The sequence below is a fragment of the Candidatus Margulisiibacteriota bacterium genome (assembly GCA_041661965.1).
Classification (GTDB): Bacteria; Margulisbacteria; WOR-1; order O2-12-FULL-45-9; family XYB2-FULL-48-7; genus XYB2-FULL-45-9.
Genome location: JBAZTH010000003.1, coordinates 293,270 through 316,334 on the forward strand (window position 1 = coordinate 293,270; position 23,065 = coordinate 316,334).

Annotated in this window: 24 protein-coding genes; 21 read left to right on the forward strand and 3 right to left on the reverse strand. The window is 52.9% G+C overall.

Translation table 11 applies throughout. From position 1 onward, the window contains the following. Positions 1–15 precede the first annotated feature (15 nt). The 14 genes from WC772_07230 to accC all read left to right on the forward strand — a co-directional run bounded on the left by WC772_07230 (position 16) and on the right by accC (position 13,870). A complete protein-coding gene (locus tag WC772_07230) occupies positions 16–513 on the forward strand; it encodes a shikimate kinase (protein MFA6170541.1) in 498 nt (165 codons plus the stop codon). Next, positions 510–1,619, forward strand: coding sequence for a 3-dehydroquinate synthase (aroB, locus tag WC772_07235; protein MFA6170542.1), 1,110 nt, complete (start codon positions 510–512; stop codon positions 1,617–1,619). The genes WC772_07230 and aroB overlap by 4 nt, the downstream gene beginning before the upstream one ends. Beyond that, positions 1,616–2,785 (forward strand): tyrosine--tRNA ligase, encoded by a 1,170-nt coding sequence (gene tyrS, locus WC772_07240; protein MFA6170543.1) that lies wholly within the window; start codon positions 1,616–1,618, stop codon positions 2,783–2,785. The genes aroB and tyrS overlap by 4 nt, the downstream gene beginning before the upstream one ends. Continuing rightward, entirely contained in the window at positions 2,778–3,719 is a 942-nt protein-coding gene (holA, locus tag WC772_07245; GenBank protein ID MFA6170544.1) for a DNA polymerase III subunit delta, read from the forward strand. Before tyrS ends, holA begins: the two co-directional genes overlap by 8 nt. A gap of 3 nt (positions 3,720–3,722) precedes the next feature. After that, positions 3,723–5,315, forward strand: a complete 1,593-nt coding sequence (locus tag WC772_07250; GenBank protein MFA6170545.1) for a penicillin-binding protein 2 — start codon at positions 3,723–3,725, stop codon at positions 5,313–5,315. Positions 5,316–5,412: 97 nt separating this feature from the next. Continuing rightward, positions 5,413–5,841, forward strand: coding sequence for a DUF559 domain-containing protein (locus WC772_07255; GenBank protein MFA6170546.1), 429 nt, complete (start codon positions 5,413–5,415; stop codon positions 5,839–5,841). Positions 5,842–5,854: 13 nt separating this feature from the next. After that, positions 5,855–6,379 (forward strand): hypothetical protein, encoded by a 525-nt coding sequence (locus WC772_07260; protein MFA6170547.1) that lies wholly within the window; start codon positions 5,855–5,857, stop codon positions 6,377–6,379. Positions 6,380–6,526: 147 nt separating this feature from the next. Continuing rightward, complete coding sequence (gene trpS / locus WC772_07265) at positions 6,527–7,510, forward strand: tryptophan--tRNA ligase (protein MFA6170548.1); 984 nt, start codon at positions 6,527–6,529, stop codon at positions 7,508–7,510. Further along, on the forward strand, positions 7,507–8,277 hold the full coding sequence (locus WC772_07270; GenBank protein MFA6170549.1) for a segregation/condensation protein A: 771 nt from the start codon (positions 7,507–7,509) through the stop codon (positions 8,275–8,277). Before trpS ends, WC772_07270 begins: the two co-directional genes overlap by 4 nt. Beyond that, positions 8,264–8,908 (forward strand): SMC-Scp complex subunit ScpB, encoded by a 645-nt coding sequence (gene scpB / locus WC772_07275; protein ID MFA6170550.1) that lies wholly within the window; start codon positions 8,264–8,266, stop codon positions 8,906–8,908. The genes WC772_07270 and scpB overlap by 14 nt, the downstream gene beginning before the upstream one ends. A gap of 8 nt (positions 8,909–8,916) precedes the next feature. Next, a complete protein-coding gene (gene dprA, locus WC772_07280) occupies positions 8,917–9,927 on the forward strand; it encodes a DNA-processing protein DprA (protein MFA6170551.1) in 1,011 nt (336 codons plus the stop codon). Between the two features lie 116 nt (positions 9,928–10,043). Further along, positions 10,044–11,282 (forward strand): CBS domain-containing protein, encoded by a 1,239-nt coding sequence (locus tag WC772_07285; protein ID MFA6170552.1) that lies wholly within the window; start codon positions 10,044–10,046, stop codon positions 11,280–11,282. Then, positions 11,279–12,505, forward strand: coding sequence for a divalent metal cation transporter (locus WC772_07290; protein ID MFA6170553.1), 1,227 nt, complete (start codon positions 11,279–11,281; stop codon positions 12,503–12,505). Before WC772_07285 ends, WC772_07290 begins: the two co-directional genes overlap by 4 nt. 21 nt (positions 12,506–12,526) lie before the next feature. Continuing rightward, positions 12,527–13,870, forward strand: a complete 1,344-nt coding sequence (accC, locus tag WC772_07295; GenBank protein MFA6170554.1) for an acetyl-CoA carboxylase biotin carboxylase subunit — start codon at positions 12,527–12,529, stop codon at positions 13,868–13,870. Here the strand turns inward: accC and WC772_07300 are convergent. Further along, a complete protein-coding gene (locus WC772_07300) occupies positions 13,867–15,069 on the reverse strand; it encodes an FHA domain-containing protein (GenBank protein ID MFA6170555.1) in 1,203 nt (400 codons plus the stop codon). The genes accC and WC772_07300 overlap by 4 nt on opposite strands. A 109-nt stretch (positions 15,070–15,178) precedes the next feature. On the opposite strand from WC772_07300, the gene nusB reads away from it, so the two are divergent. The 6 genes from nusB to gcvPB are packed head-to-tail and all read left to right on the forward strand — an operon-like array spanning position 15,179 to position 20,533. Further along, positions 15,179–15,586 (forward strand): transcription antitermination factor NusB, encoded by a 408-nt coding sequence (nusB, locus tag WC772_07305; GenBank protein ID MFA6170556.1) that lies wholly within the window; start codon positions 15,179–15,181, stop codon positions 15,584–15,586. 43 nt (positions 15,587–15,629) lie between these two features. Next, entirely contained in the window at positions 15,630–16,289 is a 660-nt protein-coding gene (locus tag WC772_07310; protein MFA6170557.1) for a riboflavin synthase, read from the forward strand. A gap of 2 nt (positions 16,290–16,291) precedes the next feature. Continuing rightward, the gene (locus tag WC772_07315) at positions 16,292–17,554 is read left to right on the forward strand and encodes a bifunctional 3,4-dihydroxy-2-butanone-4-phosphate synthase/GTP cyclohydrolase II (protein MFA6170558.1); all 1,263 of its coding nucleotides are present in this window, start codon (positions 16,292–16,294) and stop codon (positions 17,552–17,554) included. After that, positions 17,517–17,972 (forward strand): 6,7-dimethyl-8-ribityllumazine synthase, encoded by a 456-nt coding sequence (ribE, locus tag WC772_07320; GenBank protein ID MFA6170559.1) that lies wholly within the window; start codon positions 17,517–17,519, stop codon positions 17,970–17,972. The genes WC772_07315 and ribE overlap by 38 nt, the downstream gene beginning before the upstream one ends. Further along, positions 17,973–19,079, forward strand: a complete 1,107-nt coding sequence (ugpC, locus tag WC772_07325) for a sn-glycerol-3-phosphate ABC transporter ATP-binding protein UgpC (protein MFA6170560.1) — start codon at positions 17,973–17,975, stop codon at positions 19,077–19,079. A gap of 5 nt (positions 19,080–19,084) precedes the next feature. Then, positions 19,085–20,533 (forward strand): aminomethyl-transferring glycine dehydrogenase subunit GcvPB, encoded by a 1,449-nt coding sequence (gene gcvPB, locus WC772_07330; GenBank protein MFA6170561.1) that lies wholly within the window; start codon positions 19,085–19,087, stop codon positions 20,531–20,533. On the opposite strand, the gene WC772_07335 is transcribed toward gcvPB, so the two are convergent. After that, the gene (locus tag WC772_07335) at positions 20,513–21,493 is read right to left on the reverse strand and encodes a tetratricopeptide repeat protein (GenBank protein ID MFA6170562.1); all 981 of its coding nucleotides are present in this window, start codon (positions 21,491–21,493) and stop codon (positions 20,513–20,515) included. The genes gcvPB and WC772_07335 overlap by 21 nt on opposite strands. 66 nt (positions 21,494–21,559) lie before the next feature. Here WC772_07335 and WC772_07340 point away from each other — a divergent pair, with 66 nt between their 5' ends. Further along, complete coding sequence (locus WC772_07340) at positions 21,560–22,255, forward strand: lipoate--protein ligase family protein (protein MFA6170563.1); 696 nt, start codon at positions 21,560–21,562, stop codon at positions 22,253–22,255. On the opposite strand, the gene WC772_07345 is transcribed toward WC772_07340, so the two are convergent. Next, positions 22,231–23,046, reverse strand: coding sequence for a hypothetical protein (locus tag WC772_07345; protein ID MFA6170564.1), 816 nt, complete (start codon positions 23,044–23,046; stop codon positions 22,231–22,233). The two genes, WC772_07340 and WC772_07345, sit on opposite strands and share 25 nt — an antisense overlap. Between the last annotated feature and the right edge of the window lie 19 nt (positions 23,047–23,065).

Consider the following 23,065-nt stretch of genomic DNA (forward strand, 5'->3'; position numbering starts at 1 on the left):
CACAGTAAGATATCTATGAACATAATACTAATCGGCTTTATGGGTTCCGGAAAATCGGCGGTCGGTCGGGCGCTCGCCGAGCGGCTGCGCCTGGAGTTTTTGGATACCGACGAGCTGATCGAAGGGACGGAGGGGATGAAGATCAATAAGATCTTCAAGGAAAAAGGGGAAGAGTATTTTCGCGCCCTGGAATCGGACACCTTGGAGACCTTGGCCGCTTACGATAATTTTGTCCTGTCGACCGGCGGCGGGATTATTTTACGGGAAGCGAACGTTGCGCTGTTGAGAAGTTTGGGGAAGGTCGTCTTACTCTGGGCCGAGCCGGACGTGATCTTTGAACGGGTCGGCAAAGAAAAACACCGTCCGCTCCTCAACGTTCCGGACCCGAAAGCGGAGATCAATAAGATCCTGAACGCCCGACGGGCGAAATATCAGGCGGCGGCCCAGATCACGATCGATACGTCGGCCCTCCCGGTCGCCGAAGTGGTCGAAAGGATAATTAAACAATTATGAACAAGATCCGGGTTAACTTAAAAGAAAACAGCTACGACATTTTGATTGGGACCGATATTCTCCCCGAACTTGGCAAGATCATCGAAGCGAACGGCTGGGGACGCGAAGTCATTATTATTACCGATCCGCTGGTCAACGATCTTTACGGTGACCGGGTCCGCAAGAGCTTTAAAACGAAACCTCTGGTCATCGAAACCAAGCGCGGCGAAAGCCACAAGACCCTGGCTGAAGCGGCCAGAGTTTTTGACATCTTGGTCCGTCACGGCGCCCACCGCGATTGCCTGATCCTCGCCCTTGGCGGCGGAGTGGTGGGGGACCTGGCCGGTTTTGTTGCCGCCAACTACATGCGCGGCGTTCCTTATATCCAGGTGCCGACGACCCTTTTGGCCCAGGTCGACGCCTCGATCGGCGGCAAGACAGCGGTCAATCATCCTAAAGGGAAGAACCTGATCGGCGCCTTCTACCAGCCGAAACTGGTCTTCATCGATGTAAAAACCTTAACTTCGCTGCCGGTGCGTGAATTGCGGACCGGTTTGGCGGAGATCGTTAAATACGGGTTGATCAAAGATGCCAGCTTCTTTAAGTTTTTGGAAGAGAACGCCCACCATCTCCACACCAGGGCCTTTGAAAAAGAAGATACCTTGCGCGCCGCCCTCAAGCTCTGGCAGACGATCGTTGCCGAATCGGCCAAGATCAAGGCCGAGGTGGTTGAAAAGGACGAAAAGGAAGCCAAGCTCCGGATGATCCTGAACTTCGGCCACACCGTCGGCCACGCCATTGAATCGCTGACCCGTTACCGTTCTTACAACCATGGCGAAGCGGTGGCGATCGGTATGGTCGCGGCTTCGCTTATTTCGCAGAAACTTGGCGTTTGCGACCCCATTGTGACGGAGCGTCTTTGCCGCCTGTTCGACAAGCTGGGCTTACCGTCGGAGATCAAAGGGTTCCCGGCGGCCAAAATCATGGCCGGGATCAATCTCGATAAGAAGGTCCTCGACGGCCGGATTAATTTCGTTCTGCCGGAAAAACTGGGGAAAGTCATTATCCGCGACAATGTGCCGAGCGAGATCGTCAGACAAGCTTTGGTCGAATTGGGGGCAAAATGAAAAACGCAGCGGAACAACTGGAGATCATCAAACGGGGAGCGGTCGAAATTATTCCCGAAAAGGAGCTGGAGGAAAAGCTTAAGAAAGATCGTCCCCTCCGGATAAAGTTTGGCGCCGATCCGTCGGCTCCCGATATTCACCTGGGCCACACCGTCGTCTTGAACAAGCTCCGCCAGTTCCAGGAGCTGGGGCATCACATCATTTTCCTGATCGGCGATTTTACCGCCATGATCGGCGACCCGACTGGAAAATCGGAGACCCGGAAAGCTCTTTCCAAAGAACAGGTCGAAGAAAACGCCAAATCCTACAAAGAACAGGTTTTCAAAGTCCTCGATAAACATAAGACCGAAGTCGTTTATAATTCCGACTGGCTGGAAAAGATGAGCCTGATGGATGTCTTCAAACTTTCCGCCCAGTACACCGTCGCCCGAATGCTGGAACGTAAGGATTTTGCCGCTCGCTTCGAGAACGAGAAAGATATTTCCATCCTCGAATTCCTTTACCCGCTGCTGCAAGGACATGATTCGGTCCACCTGAAGGCTGATATTGAAATTGGCGGGACCGACCAGAAGTTTAACTTGCTGATGGGGCGGACCCTCCAGCAGAAAGCGGGGCAGGAGGCCCAAATTGTCCTGACGATGCCGCTGCTTGAAGGGACCGACGGGGTCCAGAAGATGAGCAAGTCGCTTGGCAACTATATCGGCATCACCGAAGCGCCGAACGAGATCTTTGGGAAAACAATGTCGATCTCCGACACTCTGATGCTGCGCTACTACGAACTGCTGACCAGCGAACCGCTGGCCGAGGTCAAGTCGCTTCACCCGATGGAAGCGAAGAAAAAACTCGCTCGTTTGATCGTGGCCCGCTTTTACGGCGAGAAAGAAGCCGGCGCGGCGGAAGAGCATTTTACTTCGGTTTTCAAAAAAGGGGAGCTTCCCCAGGAAATTGAAATGATTTCCCTTAATCGCGGCGAACTGCCGCTGATCGATCTCCTGGCCGAAACCAAGCTTGCCCCTTCAAGATCGGAAGCCAAGCGGCTGATCCAGCAGGGTGGCGTGTCGGTCGACGGTGCCACGATAACTGACGAAAAAACCAATGTTTCCTTGGCGAACGAACGGACGATCAAGGTCGGTAAACGGAAATTTCTGCGCGTCAAAAATGGCTAATCTCCATTTAATATACGGCGACGAACGTTTGCTGGTCGATGAAAAAATCGCCGCCTTCAAAAAATCGGTCGCTGATCCGTCGATCAACCTCGAACTGCTGGAAGGGGACTCTGTCACCCCCGGCGACTTAAGCAACGCCCTTCAGACCCAAACTCTTCTTGGCGGCGACAAGGTTGTGATCGTCCGCGAGATCGACGTTACCTCCGATAATCAGGCCGACTTTATGGCCCCGTTGATCAATCTCGCCCCCGGGGTGACCGCCGTTTTTCATTTCTCTTCAATCGATAAGCGGATGAAGTTTTTCAAGTTCCTGACCGAGCGGGCGGAAGTGACCGAGTGCAAGTCATTCGCTCCCTGGGAGACCGAGCAGATCGAGAACTGGGTTTGGGAGCGGGCGCAAAAGAACGGGAAAAAGCTGATCGGCGACGCGGGGCGCCTGCTGATCGAGATCTGCGGGACCGACCTGGCTTTTCTGGCCAGCGAGATCGACAAGCTTGCCACTTATGTCGGTAAAAAGCCGGAGATCAATTCAACCGATGTCAATAAGGCCGCGTCGCAAGGAGAGGTGAATGTCTTCGCGCTGACCGACGCGCTTCGTTACAAAAACCTGCCGCAGGCGCTGGGCCTTTTCCAAAACCTCCTTCACAACCGGGTGGAACTCCTGCCGCTCCTGGGGCTCCTGCGGACCCAGTACCGGCTGATGCTGCAGATCAAAGCGTTGCCGGGGCGGGACCGCAATCCCTTTAACGTCGCTAAAGCGATCGGCGGGAACCAATTCAACGTCCGCAAATGTCTGGAGACGATCGACCGTTTCTCGCTTGCTGAACTAAAAGCCGATATTCAACTGTTGTTGGAAACAAACTTAAAATTGAAATCCGGCGAGTCGCAAACGGTCGTCTTCGAGACTTTGCTGACCGCCCTGTGCGGGTCGTAACCGATGCCGCTTAAGATTCGCCTTCGCCTGTTATTCGGTTTTTTTCTGATCGGTTTTCTCTTGGTGGTTATCCGGCTGGTTGACCTGCAGATCATCCATTATCAATTTTACCGGGAGAAATCGCAGAACCAGCGGCTGCGGATCATTCCGATCTCTTCCAACCGGGGGGATGTCATGGACGCGCAGGGGGATATCCTGGCGACGACGGTCGATTCATATTCGGTCTTTACCAATAAGAACGGTTTTTCCTGGATCATTCGTAAAGTCACGGAAGCCGAAGCGAAAAAAGCGCTGGCCAAGAACCCGAAAGCTTACCGAATGATCAAGGAGAAAAAGCGGATCTATCCAAAAAATAATCTTTGCTCCCAGGTCATCGGTTTTGTCGGCGTCGATAACCAAGGGCTGTCCGGGGTTGAGCTTGCTTGGGACAAATATCTTCAGGGGAAATCGGGGAAGGTCGTGACCGAAGGTGACCCGACCGGCCGCGAGCTTTACGGCGCGGTCCGGGAGATTGAACCGAGCGGTGACGGGCAAAACGTTACCCTGACGGTCGATAGCGCGATCCAGTACGTCGCTGAACGTGAGCTCGCCAAACAGGTCCAGTCGACCCGGGCTAAATCGGGGATGATTATCGTTATGAGTGCCAAGAACGGCGATATTCTCGCCCTGGCCAGTAAACCGGATTTTAATCCGAATAGTTTCGGCAAATATAATTCCCGCCTCTGGCATCCCCGCGTTCTTGATCCTTACGAGCCGGGTTCGACCTTTAAGCTGATCCTGGCCGCGTCCGGCTTGGAGCAGGGGGTGATCAAGGCCGATTCCCGCCTCAAAGCACTCGACCAGATCGAGATCGGGACCCGGATCGTCAAAAATTCCCACCAGATCAAATGGCAGGGGAGTACGATCTCGATCTCGGAAATGCTGGAGCAGTCGATCAATACCGCCACCGTCCAGGTTGGGGTCATGATGGGAGCGCAGAATTACTACAAACATATTAAAAAGTTTGGTTTTGGCGAATTGACCGGTTTTGGCCTAGCCGGTGAATCGCGCGGCGTCGTCATGGATTGGGAGCGGTGGCCGAAATCGGCGGTGGGGATGACAACCTTCGGGCAGGGACTGTCGGTGACGCCGATCCAGCTTTTGCAAGCAGTTTCCGCTTTTGCCAACAAAGGGAAAATGGTGAAACCTCACCTGATCAAAAAAATTGAAGCGAGCGATGGTAATTTTATGAAAGTTTATGATGAAAAGCCGTCTAAGCGGGCGATTTCCGAGAAAGTCGCCAAAGAGGTTTTGGAGATGATGCGGAACGTGGTCCTCAAAGGGACCGGGAAAAAAGCTCAGATGGCCTATTTTAGTGTTGGGGGGAAGACCGGGACGGCGCAAAAAGCGGCCCCTAACGGACGCGGCTATTTGAAGAACTCGTTCGTTACTTCATTTATCGGTCTGGCGCCGTTAAGCGATCCGGAGATCATCACGCTGGTGATCGTTGACGAGCCGCAAACTTCGATCTGGGGGGAGACGGTGGCGGTCCCGCCGTTCAAGACCGTGACCGAACACGCTCTCCGTTATTTGAACGCCAAGCCGGACATGCTATAAGGGCTGGCAATAAAGTTGCTGCCTCTCCCACCGTTCCGATATGCATCGGAACGGTCCCCCCTCTCCATTTCATGGAGAGGGCCGGGGAAAGGGGATGATGGTTAAAAGAGTGAAGGTTCAACGGGCAAGGGAGTTGAGGAAAGGACAAACCGAGGCAGAGGCGCGACTGTGGTGGTTGTTGAGAAAGAAGTTGATGCTCGGTTATAAATTTAGACGACAGCATGTGATCAAGGGGTTTATTCTTGATTTCTATTGCCCGCAAGCAAGGTTAGGGGTTGAGCTTGATGGTGGGATCCATAAGCAGCAGGAAGATTATGACAAGGCTCGCGATAAAGTGCTCAAAGATCATGGCGTAGAAGTAATTAGATTTACGAACAAGGAATTGTTCCAAGCCCCGGTTAAGGTCATAAGTTTAATAACGAAAGTCCTCTCAATTCGGCCCTCTCCATCGAAGATGGAGAGGGGGGACCAACCCGATTGCATCGGGTTGGTGGGAGAGGAAAAGAGAATGGCGAGAACCAATTGAAAAGGATGAATAAATGAGTAAAACAAAAGCGAAATTAATATTTTTATTTGTAGCAATAATGTTATTTGGATATTTATCCGTTGCTTTTGCGAGTAATACGGATATTTTTGAGGTTGAAGAAGAAGGGCGGTTTGGAGCTATTGCCGGAACAAATAATTATATAGGAATTAATCTTGATTGGTTTGAGTTTAAAATCAGAAGGGCAGTTGGTATGGCAATATCTTATCGGAAAGGTGACTTTCCCGATGATTATATTTTATCAACAGATCTTGTGTTTAAGCAGTATAATTCCGAGCTTTTAATTAATAAACATATCATATATGAAGGCATTGGTTTAGGGTATGCTTCTGTTCAAAATCCAAATAATGGAAGATCTAGCGGTACATATATAAGTAACACAAAATACGATTATATTTATATATCTGGATTGCTTGGTGTGGTTTATTGGGGGGATCGGTTTAAATATTATTTGGAATGCCAACCTGTTTTAAGCCGTGATGGAGCGGTATTTCTCTTCAAGATAGGGGCTTATCTTTAAATTGCTTATTCCTTTCAACTCGGCCCTCTCCATCGAAGATGGACCTGCCTGCCGGCAGGCAGGGAGGGAGGGGGGACCAACCCGATGAAATCGGGTTGGTGGGAGAGGCATAAAATATAATTTGTGTTATAATAATCCATAAATCTTATGACTAGAAAACGTGTTTTATCAGGAATTCAGCCGACCGGGAAACTCCACCTTGGTAACCTTATTGGAGCGGTGGAGAATTGGACCCGGCTTCAGGACCTGTACGACTGCTTCTTTTTTCTGGCCGATCTCCATGCTTTGACGACTGCTTACGCCGAAAGCGGTAAGATCCGCGACAATGTTAAACAGTTGACTATCGACCTATTATCCGCCGGGATCGACCCGGAAAAAGCGGTCCTTTTTCGTCAATCTGATGTACCGGAGCATTCCGAGCTCCATCTAATCCTTTCAATGATCACGCCGCTTTCCTGGCTGGAACGTGTTCCGACCTATAAAGGGAAGATCGAAGAGATGAAAGAAAAAGACCTGGGGACCTACGGTTTCCTCGGTTATCCGCTCCTTCAAGCGGCCGATATCCTGATCTACAAAGCGGACCTGGTCCCGGTCGGGGAAGACCAATTGCCGCATCTGGAACTGACCCGGGAAGTCGCTCGGCGGTTCAATTTTCTCTATAAGGAAATATTCCCGGAGCCAAAAGATGAGCTGACCAACTTTCCGGTCCTCCCCGGGCTTGATGGCCGAAAGATGAGCAAGTCATATGGCAACACGATCGCCATCTCCGATTCGCCGGACGAGATCCGGAAAAAGATCGGGACGATGATCACCGATCCGGCTCGGATCAAAAAAGACGATCCGGGGCATCCCGAAGTTTGCCCGGTCTATTCATATTATAAGGTGTTTGCGAAAGAACGGATCGAGACCGTTGCCACGGAGTGCCGCGAAGCCAAGCGGGGGTGCGTTGCCTGTAAGAAAGAATTGGCCGAGGTTTTGGTGAAATATCTGGAGCCGATCCACGCCCGCCAGGCTATTTTCCAGCGCGATCATGAATTGGTCGCCGGAATTTTAGCCAACGGAGCGGAGCGGGCGCGGGTGGTCGCCGCTAAAACCCTGAAAGAAGCCAAACAGGTGGTGGGATTGATATGAGCGAAGAAGCGCTTCTCAACCGGTCGACCGATTATCAGGTCAAGCTTGATGTCTATGAGGGGCCGTTCGATCTCCTTCTTAAAGCGATCGACGATGGCAAGCTGGAAGTGGGGACCGTTTCCATTAACCAGATCATCACGACCTATTTCGAATATTGGAAAACTTTTCGGCCGAGCCTGATTGCCGCCTCCGACTTTTTGTACATGGCCGCTTATTTGATCGACCTGAAGACCCGCGGGCTCCTGCCGGTCAGGCAAGTCGAAGGCGAAGCGGAGAATGATCTCCAGATCGAAGAGTCGCTGATCTCCCACATTCATGAGTATGCCGCTTACAAGCAGATTGCCAAGAGCCTGCGCCAGCGCAAAGAAGTTTTCGACAAGATCTATTCCCGCCACGAAGGGGAGAAGGTTGAGAAAGATATCCAGCTGGTCGATATTTCACTGCGCGACCTGGTCGTCGCCTTCAAGAAAGTCTATGACGATGCCGCCGAGCGCGATAATATTTTGTCGATCAAGGCGGAAGAGATCACGTTGGAAGACCGGATCATCGAGGTTCGAGACCTTTTGGCGAAGCGGCCGGGAGGGGTGCCGTTCGAAGAATTGTTCATCCGCAAGACCAGGCTGGAAGTGGTCGTGACATTTTTGGCGATCCTGGAATTAGCCAAACAGGGGAATCTGCAGATCAAGCAAGACCGTCGTTTCGCGACAATTATGATATCATTGGGCGGAGATCGACCGGAAGGAGGGGATAGTGATGGAAACAGTTGAGAACCTTGGCAATACGGTAGAAGCTGTCGAAAGCGTGACGCTCGATCCAGCCAGGATCAAAAACATTATTGAATCGGTTTTGTTCGTGGCCAGAAAGCCCTTGTCGGTTGAACAGTTGGAAGAAGTGCTTGAGCTTTCGCGCGATGTTTTCCAGCCGGTTTTAGACGAATTATTGGTTGAATACCAGTCTAAGGGGCTGACTATTTTTCCCGCCGCCGGCGGTTACCTGATGGGGACGATCCCGGACAATGCCGATTACGTGCAAAAGATTTTGCGTCCCAAGGTTGAAACAACTTTGACGCCGACCGCTCTGGAAACCTTGGCGATCATCGCTTACAAACAACCGGTGTCAAGGGGCGAAGTCGAACGGGTCCGGGGAGTCAATTCCGATTACGTTATGGATACGCTGATCTCCAAACGGTTGATCAAAGAAGCGGGGCGGAGCGAAGCGCTCGGCCATCCCTATCTTTACGTCACTTCCGACGACTTTTTGCGGCATTTCGGCCTGAAAGATATTTCGGAGCTGCCGCCGCTGCCGTTTGATATTAACGAAGAACCGATCGATTACAAAGCGATCCTGCCGGAAGAACTTCCCCAGGAAGAAAGTAAGGAGGAGGCTACGACCCTTTAAATCGTATGTTGCGTTACTGGGTGGGGGCGAATTTGGTGGAGGGGGTTGGGCCGGTCAAGCTGAAAAAATTGCTTTCAGACGGTTCCATTAAAGCCGTTTGTGAAAAATTAAACGCCCCGCTGGATCTGGCCGATAAGGAAATCGCCGCCGCCCGCGCTAAAAATATCCAGCTGCTTGCTCTCGACCAAGATAATTATCCACAATTGCTAAAACAAATCCACGATCCGCCGCCGGTCCTTTATCTCAAGGGTGAATTGCGGCCGACTGATCAATGCGCGGTCGCGATTGTTGGGACCAGAAGAGCCTCAACTTATGGGTTGGAAACCGCCCGCCGATTGGCGGGCGAACTGGCTGGCCAAGGGATAACCGTAGTTTCCGGCCTGGCGATGGGGATCGATGCCGCCGCCCACGAAGGGGCGTTGACGGCTGGCGGCCGGACGATCGCGGTCCTGGGTGGCGGGGTCGACGATCCGCAACCGGTCTGTAACGCCGGGCTAGCCGTCCGTGTAGCAAAAAACGGCGCGCTGGTTTCCGAATATCCGCTCGGTTATCAGCCAAATATCTGGTCTTTTCCCCGGCGGAACCGGATCATTTCCGGCTTGTCGCTGGCGGTGATCGTGGTTGAAGGGAGCGAGCAGAGCGGCGCGATGATCACCGCCCGGTTGGGTTTGGAACAGGGGCGGGAAGTAATGGCTGTCCCGGGGCGAATCGATTCCCCCTTGAGCCGCGGACCGCACTCTCTGCTTAAGGACGGCGCCAAATTAGTCGAAACCGTTGGCGATGTTTTGGAAGAATTAAATCTCGCTTCAGAGAAGACGCGGCCGTTGGTCGAACCGGCATATCAATTGACGATCGAAGAACAACGGATTGTCTCCGCTCTGGGATCTGACCCCAAACATCTCGATCTCCTCGCGGCCGAGCTCTCTCTGCCGGGTCACCAATTGTCCGCCGCACTCCTGGCCCTGGAAATGAAAAAAGCGATCAAACAGCTCCCGGGACACTTTTACGTTATGCTATAATAAAACAATGTAGGGGCTCGGCGATCTGGCGCGCTTTAATCCTTCGATTATGAGCTCTAGATTCCCTAGTCCGGCAAATCAATCAGGGAGCACTCATCATGGTTTTATTTTCCGAGATGTTTGCTTCTGAACTCATTGGCATTCCGGTTGTCGATCGGGTTCAGGAGAACATTGGCAAAGTAAAAGATATCCTCATCACGCTGGGCGAAGCTTTCCCTAAGGTCGCGGGACTTCTAATTATTACTCTGGACGGGAAAGAAAAAATCCTGCTGATCGGGGAGATCGACCTCATCGGCCGCCGCTTCGTCTCCACCCGCAACCCCAAAGGGCAGGTCGCCCTGGCTTCCAAACGAGACGGCGAGGTCATGCTGATGCAGGACATCGTCGACAAACAGATCGTTGACTTGGAAGGGGCCCGGGTCATTCGCGTTAACGACCTGAAACTGGCCAAGATGAACCAGGATGTCCGCCTGATCGGGGCCGACGTCGGAGTGCGCGGGATGTTCCGTCGCCTGGGGCTCGAAGGGCTGGTCAATTGGTTCACTTCATTCTTCCATCACCAGGTCCCGGAAAGCCTGATCGGTTGGGACCATGTCCAGTGGCTGGCCGGCGGCAAGATCACCATCCCGAGCAAAACGATCTCCGACCTCCATCCGGCCGACGTCGCCCAGATCATTTCCCAGCTCCATGTCGACGAAAAAACCGCGATCTTTTCCGAACTGGCCGATAAGACCGCGGCCGAAGCGCTCCATGAACTGGAGCCGATGCTCGGCGCGATCATCATTGCCAATATCGATACTAAAAAAGCGCTCGGCGTCCTGGAAAAGATGCCGGTCGACGAAGCGGCCGACATCATCGGCGACCTGACCGAAGACAAAGCCCAGGAACTCCTCCGGCTGATGAAAGTTGCAAAGGCGGGGAAGATCCGCGAGCTGCTGAAGCACCATGATGAAACTGCCGGCGGCTTGATGAACACCGAATTTATTACCTTCCCGCAGGACCTGACCGTTGAGCAGACCATTCTTCGGCTCCGGGAGATGGCGCCGGAAGCGGAAACTATTTATTACCTTTATGTCGTCGACGAACAACAGCGACTGCTCGGGATCTTAAGCCTGCGCAAACTGATCGTTTCTCCGCCGGCCACAATGATCAAGGGCATCATGCTCAAGGATTTCGTGACCCTCTCGCCGGAAATGAAGGAGCGGGAAACGGCCGATATCTTTTCCAAATATAATCTGCTGGCGGTTCCGGTCGTTGATGAAGAGAAGCGGATTCTGGGGATCGTGACGATTGATGACGTCGTCGATTATATCCTCCCGCCTGTTTCCAGACGGAAACGCCAGAGGATCGGATGAAATACTGGAAGCTCCGTTGGCTGATGTTCCTCTCGGTCGTTGGGCCGGGGATCATTACCGGGACCGCCGATAACGACGCCGGCGGTGTCGCGACCTATTCGATCGCCGGGGCGCATTTCGGCTATTCGATGCTCTGGATCTTGATCCTGATCACCTTTATGCTTTACGTTACCCAGGAGATGGGGATGCGGTTAGGTGTGGTGACCGGGAAGGGGCTGGCCGATCTGATCCGGGAAAAGCTAGGCCTTAAGACCGCTTTGATCCTGATGGTCCTGGTCTTTGTCGCCAACTTTTCCAACATCCTGGCCGATGTTTCCGGGATCGCCGCGGTCGCCGATATCTATAGCATCCCTCGCTTCCTTTTCGTTCCATTCTTCACCTTGTTGATCTACTATATAATTGTAAGAGGAAGTTTTAATTTTGTGCAGAATATTTTCCTGACCTCTTGTCTCCTGTTCTTCTGTTACATCGTTAACGGTTTTATCGCCCGGCCCGATATCCCGGCGATGCTACGCGGGAGCTTTGTCCCGACGCTGCCGATGAACCGCGAGTTTATTTTCACCGCCACCGCCCTGATCGGAACGACCCTGACCGTTTGGGGGCAATTTTTTGTCCAGTCGTATTTCGTTGACAAAGGGGTAGGGAAGAAACACCTGAAAAGCGCCCGGTTGGACGTCCTTTTCGGCGCTTTCTGGACCGATCTGGTCGCTTATTTCATTATCATTTCCTGCGCCGCGACTTTGTTCGTCAACGGGGTCAGGGTCGAGAGCGCGGTCGATGCCGCCCGCTCTCTGGCCCCATTCTTGGGGGAATTCGCCAAACATCTTTTCGCCTGGGGCTTGCTTAACGCTTCACTTTTGGGGGTTTGCGTCATCTCCATGGGGACCGCTTACGCGATTACCGAAGTGCTAGGGACGGAGCGGAAGGTCAACGCTTCTTTTCGGGAGGCGCCGCTTTTTTATTCGATCATTGGTTTTTGCATCTTGCTCTGCACTTTGCTGGTCATGATCCCCAACCTGCCGATTATCTTCATCCTGACCGCTTCTCAAGCCTTGAACACGGTCATTTTGCCGGTCATCTTTGTTGTTATTCTCGGCCTGATCAATGATAAGAAGCTGATGGGGAACCACGTCAATGGCCATATTTTTAACGCGATCGCCTGGCTGACGATCGTTTGCTTTACCGTTATTTCCCTGATAATGCTCTATTTGACCTTCTTTTAATTCCATGGTAACATTCGTCGCATGTTCAAAAAAATACTGATCGCTAATCGTGGCGAGATCGCGGTCCGGATTATCCGGGCGGCCAAAGAGATGGGGATCAAGACCGTGGCGGTTTATTCCGAAGCGGACAAGGATTCCCTTCACGTCAAGATCGCCGACGAATCGTATTGCATCGGTCCAGCGTCCCCGACCCAGAGCTATCTCAATATCCCCAGCATTATTAGCGTCGCCGAGGTTTCTGGCGCCGAAGCGATCCATCCTGGCTACGGCTTCCTGGCCGAGAATTCCAAGTTTGCCGAGATCTGCGCCGCCAATAAGATCGTCTTTATCGGTCCCGATCCCGAAGCGATGGACAAAATGGGGGACAAGGCGACCGCGAAAAAGACCATGGCCAAGGCCAACGTGCCGGTCGTCCCCGGCTCTGACGGGACGATCTCCGACGAAGGGGAAGCCCAGCGGGTGGCCGACAAGATCGGTTTCCCGATCGCCATCAAAGCGACTGCCGGCGGTGGCGGTCGGGGATTGCGCATTTGCCTCGACCCCAAAGATTTTCTCCACCTGATGCGGACCGCCAAAACGGAGGCGGGAGCGGCGTTCGGCAATCCGGAAGTATATCTCGAACGGTTCATCGAAGAGCCGCGCCATATCGAAGTCCAGATCCTGGCCGATAAGCACGGCAATGTCGTTTATCTTGGCGAGCGCGATTGTTCCATCCAGCGGCGGCACCAGAAGCTGGTCGAAGAATCACTTTCGCCGGTCGTCGACGAGCGGACCCGCAAAAAACTGGGAGAGGCCTCCGTCCGGGCGGCCAAAGCGGTCGGTTACCACAGCGCCGGGACGATCGAATACCTTTTCGATAAGAAGGGGAATTTCTATTTTATGGAGATGAACACCCGCGTTCAGGTCGAGCACCCGGTGACCGAAATGATCACCAGCATCGACATCATCAAAGAGCAGATCATGATCGCGGCCGGTGAACGGTTAACGTTCCGCCAGAGCGATATCAAATTCCAGGGGCACGCCATTGAATGCCGGATCAACGCCGAAGACCATACCCGCAATTTCATGCCGAGCCCGGGTGAGATTCGGGTCTATCACGCGCCGGGAGGGCCGGGGATCCGGGTCGATAGCCACGCTTATTCCGGTTACTTCATCCAGCCGCATTACGATTCACTGATCGCTAAGTTAATTGCCTGGGGTAAAACCAGAGCCGAAGCGATTTCGCGGATGGAGCGGGCGTTAGACGAGTACGTTATTGACGGGATCCACACTACCATCCCATTCCACCTCAAAGTTCTCCGCAACGAAGCCTTCAAGCGGGGGGATGTCACCACCAAGTTCATCGAAGAGCATTTCGGGAGTTAAACGCTTCTTTTTCCTTCTGCCGTTTCTTCTACACCCGCTTCAACTTCAACGACTTCCTGCACCGGTGCGGGCGGTTCAGAAACTCTTTTTCTTGAATCACCAGATGATAGTGATTCAGCAACTCTTGTCCTGGCCTTATCAACGGCTGGCAACTCTGCCGGTAGCTGCTCTGGCGAATTGTCGGATTTTTTTGCCAGCAATTTCAGCTCCTTTATAATTTTCATCGCCAAGTCCCGGTCAAAATCTTTGATTGAAAAAAGGATGCGGTTTTTATCTTCCTTTTTAACTTTGCTCAATAAGCGGGCAATTTCGTTTGGAGTTGCCCCATTAATTGCAGCTTTCAAACTAGCATCACGGGCATTCATTAGTCGTTCAAGCCGTGTCACACAGTAAGCCATCACACTACTTAAAACGGTCATGGCGGCGAAACAGGCCCAAAATATGATGGCTCCTGTTGCTATACTGGCGTTGATCATTAACCCTGAGAAAATAACTGACATTAACGATAAGCTGGAGAGCAACGCTCCAAGAGCCATTACTCTGGCCTGTTTAATAGTTTTATTCTCGCTTGCCAAAAAATCATTAAACCTGTTCTCTATCCGTGGAGTGACAGCGGATACCTCTTCATTGCTTTTAACCCTGACTAGCGCTGTTTCCGGGGAAACCACTTCAACCGCCGGGCTCGGCGCGGCAAATAATGCTTGAATCGCTTCGGTGACATTGGCGGGAGAGATTTCAATCTTGACTTCCAATAATCTGGCTTTATTGCTGTTAGCGATGCCGCTTAAGCGGAAAAAGAGACTGCCGTCGCTAGTCATTTCATGCGGAGCGCTTAATAGCCTCGTGATTTGTCCGGTGGCTTTATCCCTGACGGCGAGATCGTTGCCCAAGCTTAAGTCGTTGATAATAAAACCGCCGTCAAAAGGAGTGATAATTGCGTGCAGATCGTCAATTTTGCTGTCAATGATTCTAATATCGCTTTCTTTTGAACTGCCGATAGTGATCTGCCGGCCTCTGGGGATATATAATGTTGAGCCGTTAAAACGGAGCAGGCCAGCAACGTCGGCCGCCGGCTGGAGCAAGCCGCGCTTAACTTCGAAGCTTAATTTCCCGCCGCCGTGAATTAGTGAAGTGGTGTGGCTGGTGTAGCCGATCCTGATCTCTCTTTTGATTGCCTGATAGGTTCTGGAAATAGTCATTTATACTCTGCTCCTTGTTAGCTCTTAGCTATATTGGGTCGCCGAACCCTTACTAAACTATCTCGTCTCATTTCTTGGCAAATTTCAGGGCGGGTGATATACTGAACATATGGGTAAACGAACAACTTCCCGTCGCTTAGCGATGCAGGCTCTCTATCAGGCGGAAATTTCCAATAATTCGATCGAAGAGTCGCTAAAGAACCTCTTCGAGGCGGAAAAATTTATCGACGAAACGGTTGGTTTTTCCGAGAAACTGGCTAAACAGGCTTGGATCGACCGGGACGGAAGCGACCAGATCATCGTTAAATTGTCGGTTGACTGGCCCCTCGACCGGATCGGCAAGGTCGACCGGAGCATTCTGCGCCTGGCCTTAAGCGAGCTCAAGAGCGGGGAGACCCCCCAATCGGTCGTGATCAACGAAGCGGTCGAACTGGCCAAAAAGTACAGTTCGGAAGAAGCGGCGAAGTTCATCAACGGGATCCTCGGGGCCTTCCTTCGCGAGCAAAAGCCCAGTTAACCCTGGCTTGAGAAAGCCGCCAAAATGTGGTAAAATTATCCCTATGTTTACCGGAATTATCGAACAAATCGGCAGTGTTGCCTCCCTTGTCAGACAAGCGAATGCGGCCAAACTGGTAATCTACGGCCGGAAGTTTTTCGAAGGGACCAAAGTCGGGGAAAGCATCTCCGTTAATGGGGTTTGTCTGACCATTACCCACCTCCGCCGCGATTACGCCGAATTCGACGTTTCCTCGGAAACCCTCAAAAAATCAACGATCGGCGACCTCCGGATCAGCGACAAAGTTAACCTGGAAAAAGCCCTTTTGGTCAGCGCCCGGCTCGGCGGCCACATCGTCACCGGCCATATCGACGGGGTCGGCGAGATCAGGGAAACGGTCCGTTCCGGGGACGGGGTCGATTTTTATCTCTCCATTCCCAGCGACGTGATGAACTATTTCGTGACCAAGGGTTCGATCGCCATTGAAGGGGTCAGCTTGACGGTTGCCGGTTTCCGCGACGGACAGCTGCGGGTCTCGGTCATTCCGCTGACCCTCAAGCAGACGACGCTCGGTTCGCTGGCCGCCGGCGACAAAGTGAACATCGAAGTCGATATTTTCTCCAAATATATTGAACGCCATCTGCAGAGAGAAGAGGGCTCGGAGCTGCTGGATGATCCGATGATGCGGGTCGGCTTCTTGCCGATGGGCTGGATAGAGAACTAACCATGCGCAAAGAGATAAAATTCAATAAGATCGAAGACGCGATCGAGGATATCCGCAGCGGCAAGATGCTCGTCGTGGTCGACGATGCCGACCGGGAGAACGAAGGGGACCTGGTGATCGCGGCGGAAAAAGTTACCCCGGAGATTGTCAACTTCATGATCTCGCACGCCAAAGGTTTGGTCTGTGTCCCAATGTCGGGCGAGCGGCTCGACGAGCTGGAGATTGGCCAGATGACCGATAACAACCGGGAGAAGATGCGGACCGCCTTCACCGTTTCCGTCGATGCCGGTCACCGCTTCGGCGTTTCTACCGGGATCTCTCCCTCCGACCGGGCGAAAACGATCGAAGTCCTGATCAACCCGCGCTCTAAAGCCAAAGACCTGGTCAAGCCGGGTCATATTTTCCCGCTTCGTGCCGTCGAAGGCGGGGTCTTGCGCCGCGCCGGACACACCGAAGCTTCGGTCGATCTGGCCAAACTGGCCGGACTTTATCCGGCGGCGGTGATCTGCGAGATCATCAATCCCGACGGGAGCATGGCCCGCGTTCCCCAGCTGATGGAATTTGCCCGCTGGCATAAGCTCAAAATTATCACGGTTGCCGACCTGATCTCTTACCGGACGAAACACGAGAAGCTCGTGAAACGGGTCTCGACGGTCAAACTGCCGACCAAACACGGCGATTTTACCGCGATCGGTTATGAGAGTTTGGTCGATGGTGAGTTGCATCTCGCCCTGGTCAAAGGGAATGTTAAAGGAAAAAAAGATGTCCTGGTCAGGGTCCATTCCGAATGTTTGACCGGCGATGCCCTTGGGTCGCTCCGCTGTGATTGCGGCGAGCAATTGAACAGGGCGCTGGAGAAAATTGAATTCTGCGGCCTGGGAGTTCTGCTCTACATGCGGCAGGAAGGGCGGGGGATCGGGCTAAAAGACAAACTCCGCGCTTATGAACTGCAGGAACGCGGCTACGATACCGTCGAAGCCAACGTTAAGCTCGGTTACGCGCCCGACCTGCGCGACTACGGGATCGGCGCCCAGATCTTGTGCGATCTCGGCCTTTCGACGATCCGCCTGATGACCAATAATCCGACGAAAGTAGTCGGTCTTGAAGGGTACGGTTTAAAGATCACCAAGCGGGTGCCGCTGGAGATCGATCCGAACCAATATAACGAGCAATACTTGCGGACCAAATCCCGCAAGATGGGCCATTTATTAGAGGGGGTAATGAAACATGGTAAAAGTGATCGGCGGAAACCTGGAAGCAAGTAAGTTAAAAGTTTGTATCATCGTCTCTCGTTTTAATGAAATGATCTCGAAAGGTCTGGTCGGCGGGGCCGAGGACTGCCTGAAGCGCCACGGCGCCAAGGACGAGAACATTACCATCGTTTGGGTTCCCGGCGCGTTTGAAATGCCGCTCATCGCCCAGAAAGTCGCCAAGAACTTTGACGCCGTCATTTGTTTGGGGGCGGTCATCAGGGGGGGAACGCCGCATTTTGATTACGTTGCGTCGGAAGCGGCCAAAGGGATCGCCAAAGTTTCTCTGGCGACCGGCGTGCCGGTTATTTTCGGGGTCTTAACGACCGACAATCTGGAACAGGCGCTGGAACGTTCCGGGATCAAAGCGAATAAAGGTTTTGCCGCCGCCCAATCGGCGATCGAAATGGCGAACCTTGGTAAGGAGATTTAAGTGGCTAAAGTAGTATTGGAGAACGTTTTTAAGTATTTTGATGATGTTGTCGCGGTCAAGAACGTCAATCTGGAGATCAAGGATAAGGAATTCGTCGTCCTGGTCGGTCCGTCCGGGTGCGGCAAAACGACCACTTTGCGCATGATCGCCGGGTTGGAAGAGGTTTCGGAAGGGAAGATCATGATCGGCGACCGGGTGATCAACGATGTCCCGCCCAAAGACCGGAATATCGCCATGGTTTTTCAATCTTACGCTCTTTATCCCCACATGAAAGTATACGACAACATGGCGTTCGGTTTGAAACTCCGGGGACTCCCCAAGAAGGAGATCGACCAGCGGGTCAAAGAAGCGGCGGAAAGCCTGGAGCTGACCAAACTGCTGGACCGTCTGCCGAAACAGCTTTCCGGCGGCCAGCGTCAGCGCGTCGCCCTCGGTCGGGCGATCGTCCGCAATCCCCAGGTCTTCCTGATGGACGAACCGCTCTCCAACCTTGACGCCAAGCTTCGGGTCCAGATGCGGGCCGAGTTGCAGCGCCTGCATAAAAAGCTGGAAACGACCATTATTTACGTGACGCATGACCAGGTTGAAGCGATGACCCTGGGCCAGCGGGTGGCGGTCATTTTGAACGGTGAACTGCAGCAGGTGGATAATCCGGTTAAGATCTACGAAAAGCCTGCCAATCGGTTTGTCGCCGGCTTCCTCGGCTCGCCCCAGATGAATTTTGTGAAAGGGGTCGCGAAGAAGAAAGGGGACCAGTATATTTTTGAAGCCGAAGCTTTTAATTTCGTTGTTCCGGCCGAAGTTGCCGGCTTGCTGGCTCCTCATGTCGGTAAAGAAGTGATCTTCGGGATCAGACCGGAGGATCTTTGGGATATTCCGTCTTCTTCCTGGCTGGAGCAGCAGCATCGGGTTACTCTTAAAGTCAAAGTCGATTTCCGGGAGATGATGGGCTCCGACATCAATGTCTATGTTAAGGCTGGGAAAGACCAACTGATCGGCCGGGTCGGGACCTTTGCCGATCCAAGACCGGGGAGCGATATCGACCTGGTGATGGACCTGCGGAAGATCCATTTCTTCGATCCGGAGACCCAGAAAGCGATTATTTAGAGACGATGAGCAAGCTGATCTTCGAAAAATCAACGCCTGGAGCGGTCGGCTATTCTCTGCCGGAGCTTGACGTGCCGGCTAAGCCGGTCGAACAGTTGGTTCCGAAAGAGTTACTGCGCGGCGACTTGCCTTTGCCGGAACTAACCGAGCTGGACGTTGTTCGCCATTTTACCAGGCTGTCGCAAAAGAACGTTTGCGTCGACACCCATTTTTACCCGCTTGGCTCCTGCACTATGAAGTATAACCCCAAAGTAAACGAAGAGGTGGCGCGGCTCTCCGGCTTCGCCGACAGCCATCCGTTACAGCTGGCGGACGAAACCCAGGGAATGCTGAAACTGCTCTACGATTTTGAACAAGCGATGTGTTCGATCTTTGGCTACGATGCCTTTACTCTTCAGCCGGCGGCCGGGGCTCACGGCGAATTGACCGCCTTAATGATGATCAAAGCGTATCATTTTGACCGTGGCGAGAGGGCTCGGACCAAGGTGATCATTCCCGATTCTTCCCACGGGACCAACCCGGCCTCGGTCGCGATCGTTGGTTTCCAGCCGGTCGTTATCAAATCGAACGGTCGCGGGAACGTCGATCTTGACGCGATCAAAGCGGCGCTCGGTCCCGATACCGCCGGTTTCATGCTGACCAACCCCAACACCCTTGGTTTATTTGACGAGCATATTATGGAAGTGGCCGAACTGGTCCACAAAGCGGGAGGACTGCTTTATTATGACGGGGCTAACGCCAATGCCAATCTTGGGATCTGCCGCCCGGCCGATCTCGGCTTTGACGTTGCCCACTTTAATCTGCACAAAACTTTTTCCACGCCGCATGGCGGCGGCGGTCCCGGGTCCGGTCCGGTCGGGGTCAACAAAAAACTGCTCCCGTTCCTCCCGTCGCCGCGGATCGTGAAAAAAGGGAAGAAATATGTTTACGCTGACGCGTCGCCGAAATCGATCGGGCGGGTCCATCCTTTCCACGGGAACGCGAATATTATCGTCAGAGCTTACGCTTATATCAGCTCGCTGGGGGGGGCTGGCTTGAAGCAGGTCTCCGAAAAGGCGGTTGAGAATGCCAACTACATGATGGAGCGGCTGAAGAAGTATTACTATCTGCCGTATGACCGGACCTGCCAGCATGAGTTTGTCATTTCCGCCAAATGGCAAAAAGAAAAGTACGGGGTTAAGGCCCTGGACATTGCCAAGCGGCTGATCGATTACGGTTTTCATCCGCCGACGATCTATTTCCCGCTGATCGTGGAGGAAGCGCTGATGATCGAACCGACCGAATCGGAATCGAAAGCGACCCTGGATGAATTTTGCGATGCGATGATCGCCATCGCCAAAGAGTGCGAAACCAATCCGGAAATTGTCAAACACGCCCCGCAAACGACCCCGGTTAAAAGGCTGGACGAAGCGAAAGCGGCCCGGGAGTTGAATTTAAAGTGGTCGCCCAAATAGAAACTGCAGCGGCCCGCCGTTAAGGGTCCAGAGGTTTCGTTTGGCCGATTCATAACCGGGATCGATCTCCAGCGCTTTTCGCAATAGTTCTCCCGCCTCATCATTTTTTCCTTCCCCGATCAACAGAACCGCCTTATTGGTTAAAGCGCAAACGTTGTTCGGGTCGATCGCGAGCGCTCTTTCGAAAGCCTGGGCGGCTTCCTCTTGTCCTTCCTTTTTGTAAAGGGAGAGGATCAGTGTGCCGTAATTGGTCCAGGCTTCGGTTGAGTCGGGCTCGATCTCGATCGCGGTCTGGATCGCGTTCAGCGCTTTTTCGGGACGGCATTGCCTGCGCAGGGTTTCGGCTTTATTGCAATAGAGCATCGCCATTGAGCGGCGATCCGATAAATAGTCCGGTTTGGCGATCGGTTCAAAGCGGGGCGGGATCTTGCCGCTGATATAGAACGCGTCCAGTTTGTACCATTGGCCGTTCAGTTTAGCCGCGACGAAGACGTGTTCCAGCCCTTCTTTGACCGGATAAGCTTCCAGGCCGGCGGCCCGCAGTAAAGCGGTCAACAGGAACGAGTATTCAACGCACTTCGCCGCCGGAGAAAAATCCTTTTCCCGCGCGGTGATGAGGTCGGCAGGCAGGGGGAAGCCCTCTGTTTCCCGTCTCATAATATGGTTAGCGTCGTTGGGATTACAATAGATTTCCAGTCCGCCTTCTTCCCGGGTCAATCCCGGGTAGGCGACCCCGCCGAAAGTGACTTTCTGACTGGCTGGGAAAACCGAACGAAAGAGCTTGAGCGCCGCGTCCAGCGCGGGCATAACTTGAGGGTTGGGGATCAACTTCGCAACGTGGCGCGAGACTTCCGGGGTGATCGCTAAGGGATCGGGGCCGGTCCGGTGCGGGGCTTCAAGCCTTGCCTGATTGACCGGTTTGGCCAACATTTGTCGAATATGGAGTCTGCCGATGTTCACGAATATATATCGTCTAAAATCAGCATAAATTTCATTCTCTTGCGTCAATAAGATATAATTAAGAGCATGAACTGGAAACTCTTGATCGATAAGGAAAAGAGCGGGGCCGAGAACATGCGTCGTGACCTCGAATTGTTTAACTCGTTTGAAGCGGGCGAGCTCACCCCGACATTGCGTTTTTATTCGTGGCAGCCGCAATGCCTGACCTTAGGGTATGCCCGGAAAATCGAGCGGGAGATCGATCGGGAGAGGGCCCAAAAACTGGGGTGGGATGTCGTTGTCCGGCCGACCGGCGGCGGGATTGTTTTTCACAATGAAGCGGAAGTGACTTATTCGCTGGTGATTGCCAAGGATGATCCGCAGTTGCCGTCCGGCTTAATTCCAGCCTACAAGAAAATCTCCGAAGCGGTCGTTGCCGGACTGAAGCTGATCGGGGTGCCGGCCGAAGTTCGTCAGGCGAATTGGCCCCTTCCGGCAGCCGGCTCAACTTTATGTTTTTCCTATCCGACTGAATACGAGGTCGTGGCCCAAGGGAAAAAGATCGTCGGGAGTGCCCAGAAAAGGGGGAAAAAGGCCTTGCTACAGCAAGGCTCGATCTTTGTTCGGCGAACTCCGGACGAGGCGTTCACGATGCTGCTTAACCCGGCTGATGGCACAGAAGCGATAAGCGTTGAAGAGTTGATTGGGCGGGAGATCAGTTTCAATGAACTGGCCTTGGCCCTTAAAACCGGGTTTAATCAAACGTTTGGGTGTTCGGGGTAGCCAAGAGCGCTGAAGATTTTATCGAGCTGGTTAAACTGATTTAAATGAAGAATATAATCAGGCGCGGCTTCTTTCAGGAACTTTTCCAGAGCTTTTTTCGCTTCTTCATTCCCGTTTTCCGCCAGTTCTCGGACCTTAATTATAACTCTGTCGCGAGCTCCGCGCAGATCATCCCCCCAGTAATTTAAAGCGGAACATATTCCGGCTAGTTTAATTATGCCTGTTGGTGATAATTGGCTAAGGCAGGGGTCCAAATGATCGTAATCGGCTAAATGATCGATGTATTCCGGTTCCCATTGTCCGGCATGCTGTTCCAGTAATAAGCCGGCGTCGAAATTTCCGCTCTGAGCGAGCCGAATTGTTTTAGCGATCAGCAAGTCGTACGGGCCGGTAAAGTTTTCGTCGTCATAAGATTCAGTTATTTCGCAAAGGTGAAAAATAGTCCTTGGCGGAAGATTATCCAAGACCAGTTTTAAAATTCGATTACTGGCGAAAACATCCAATTTTTTCTCATCCCAGTTCTTTGCCAGCCCGTTGAGACACTCGGCAGCCATTTGGTCGCCGGTCGCGGCCAGTTCAGCGACTTTTTTGACCATGATATTCCACCTAAAGTCCGGTCGGTCGGCTAAGGCCAGGATGCTTTGGGGCGGGAGATGCGCTAGGAGAGGCTCAAGCTGGCCGTCAAAATAGAGCTTAACCAACGCCTTGGCTGTCAGGTTGGGCAGTGTTTTGACAACTGTTCTTAAAGCTTTTGGTTCGCCGGCGGCGGCATGGCGGATGATTTTGTCCATGTTCTATTATCCGCGTCAA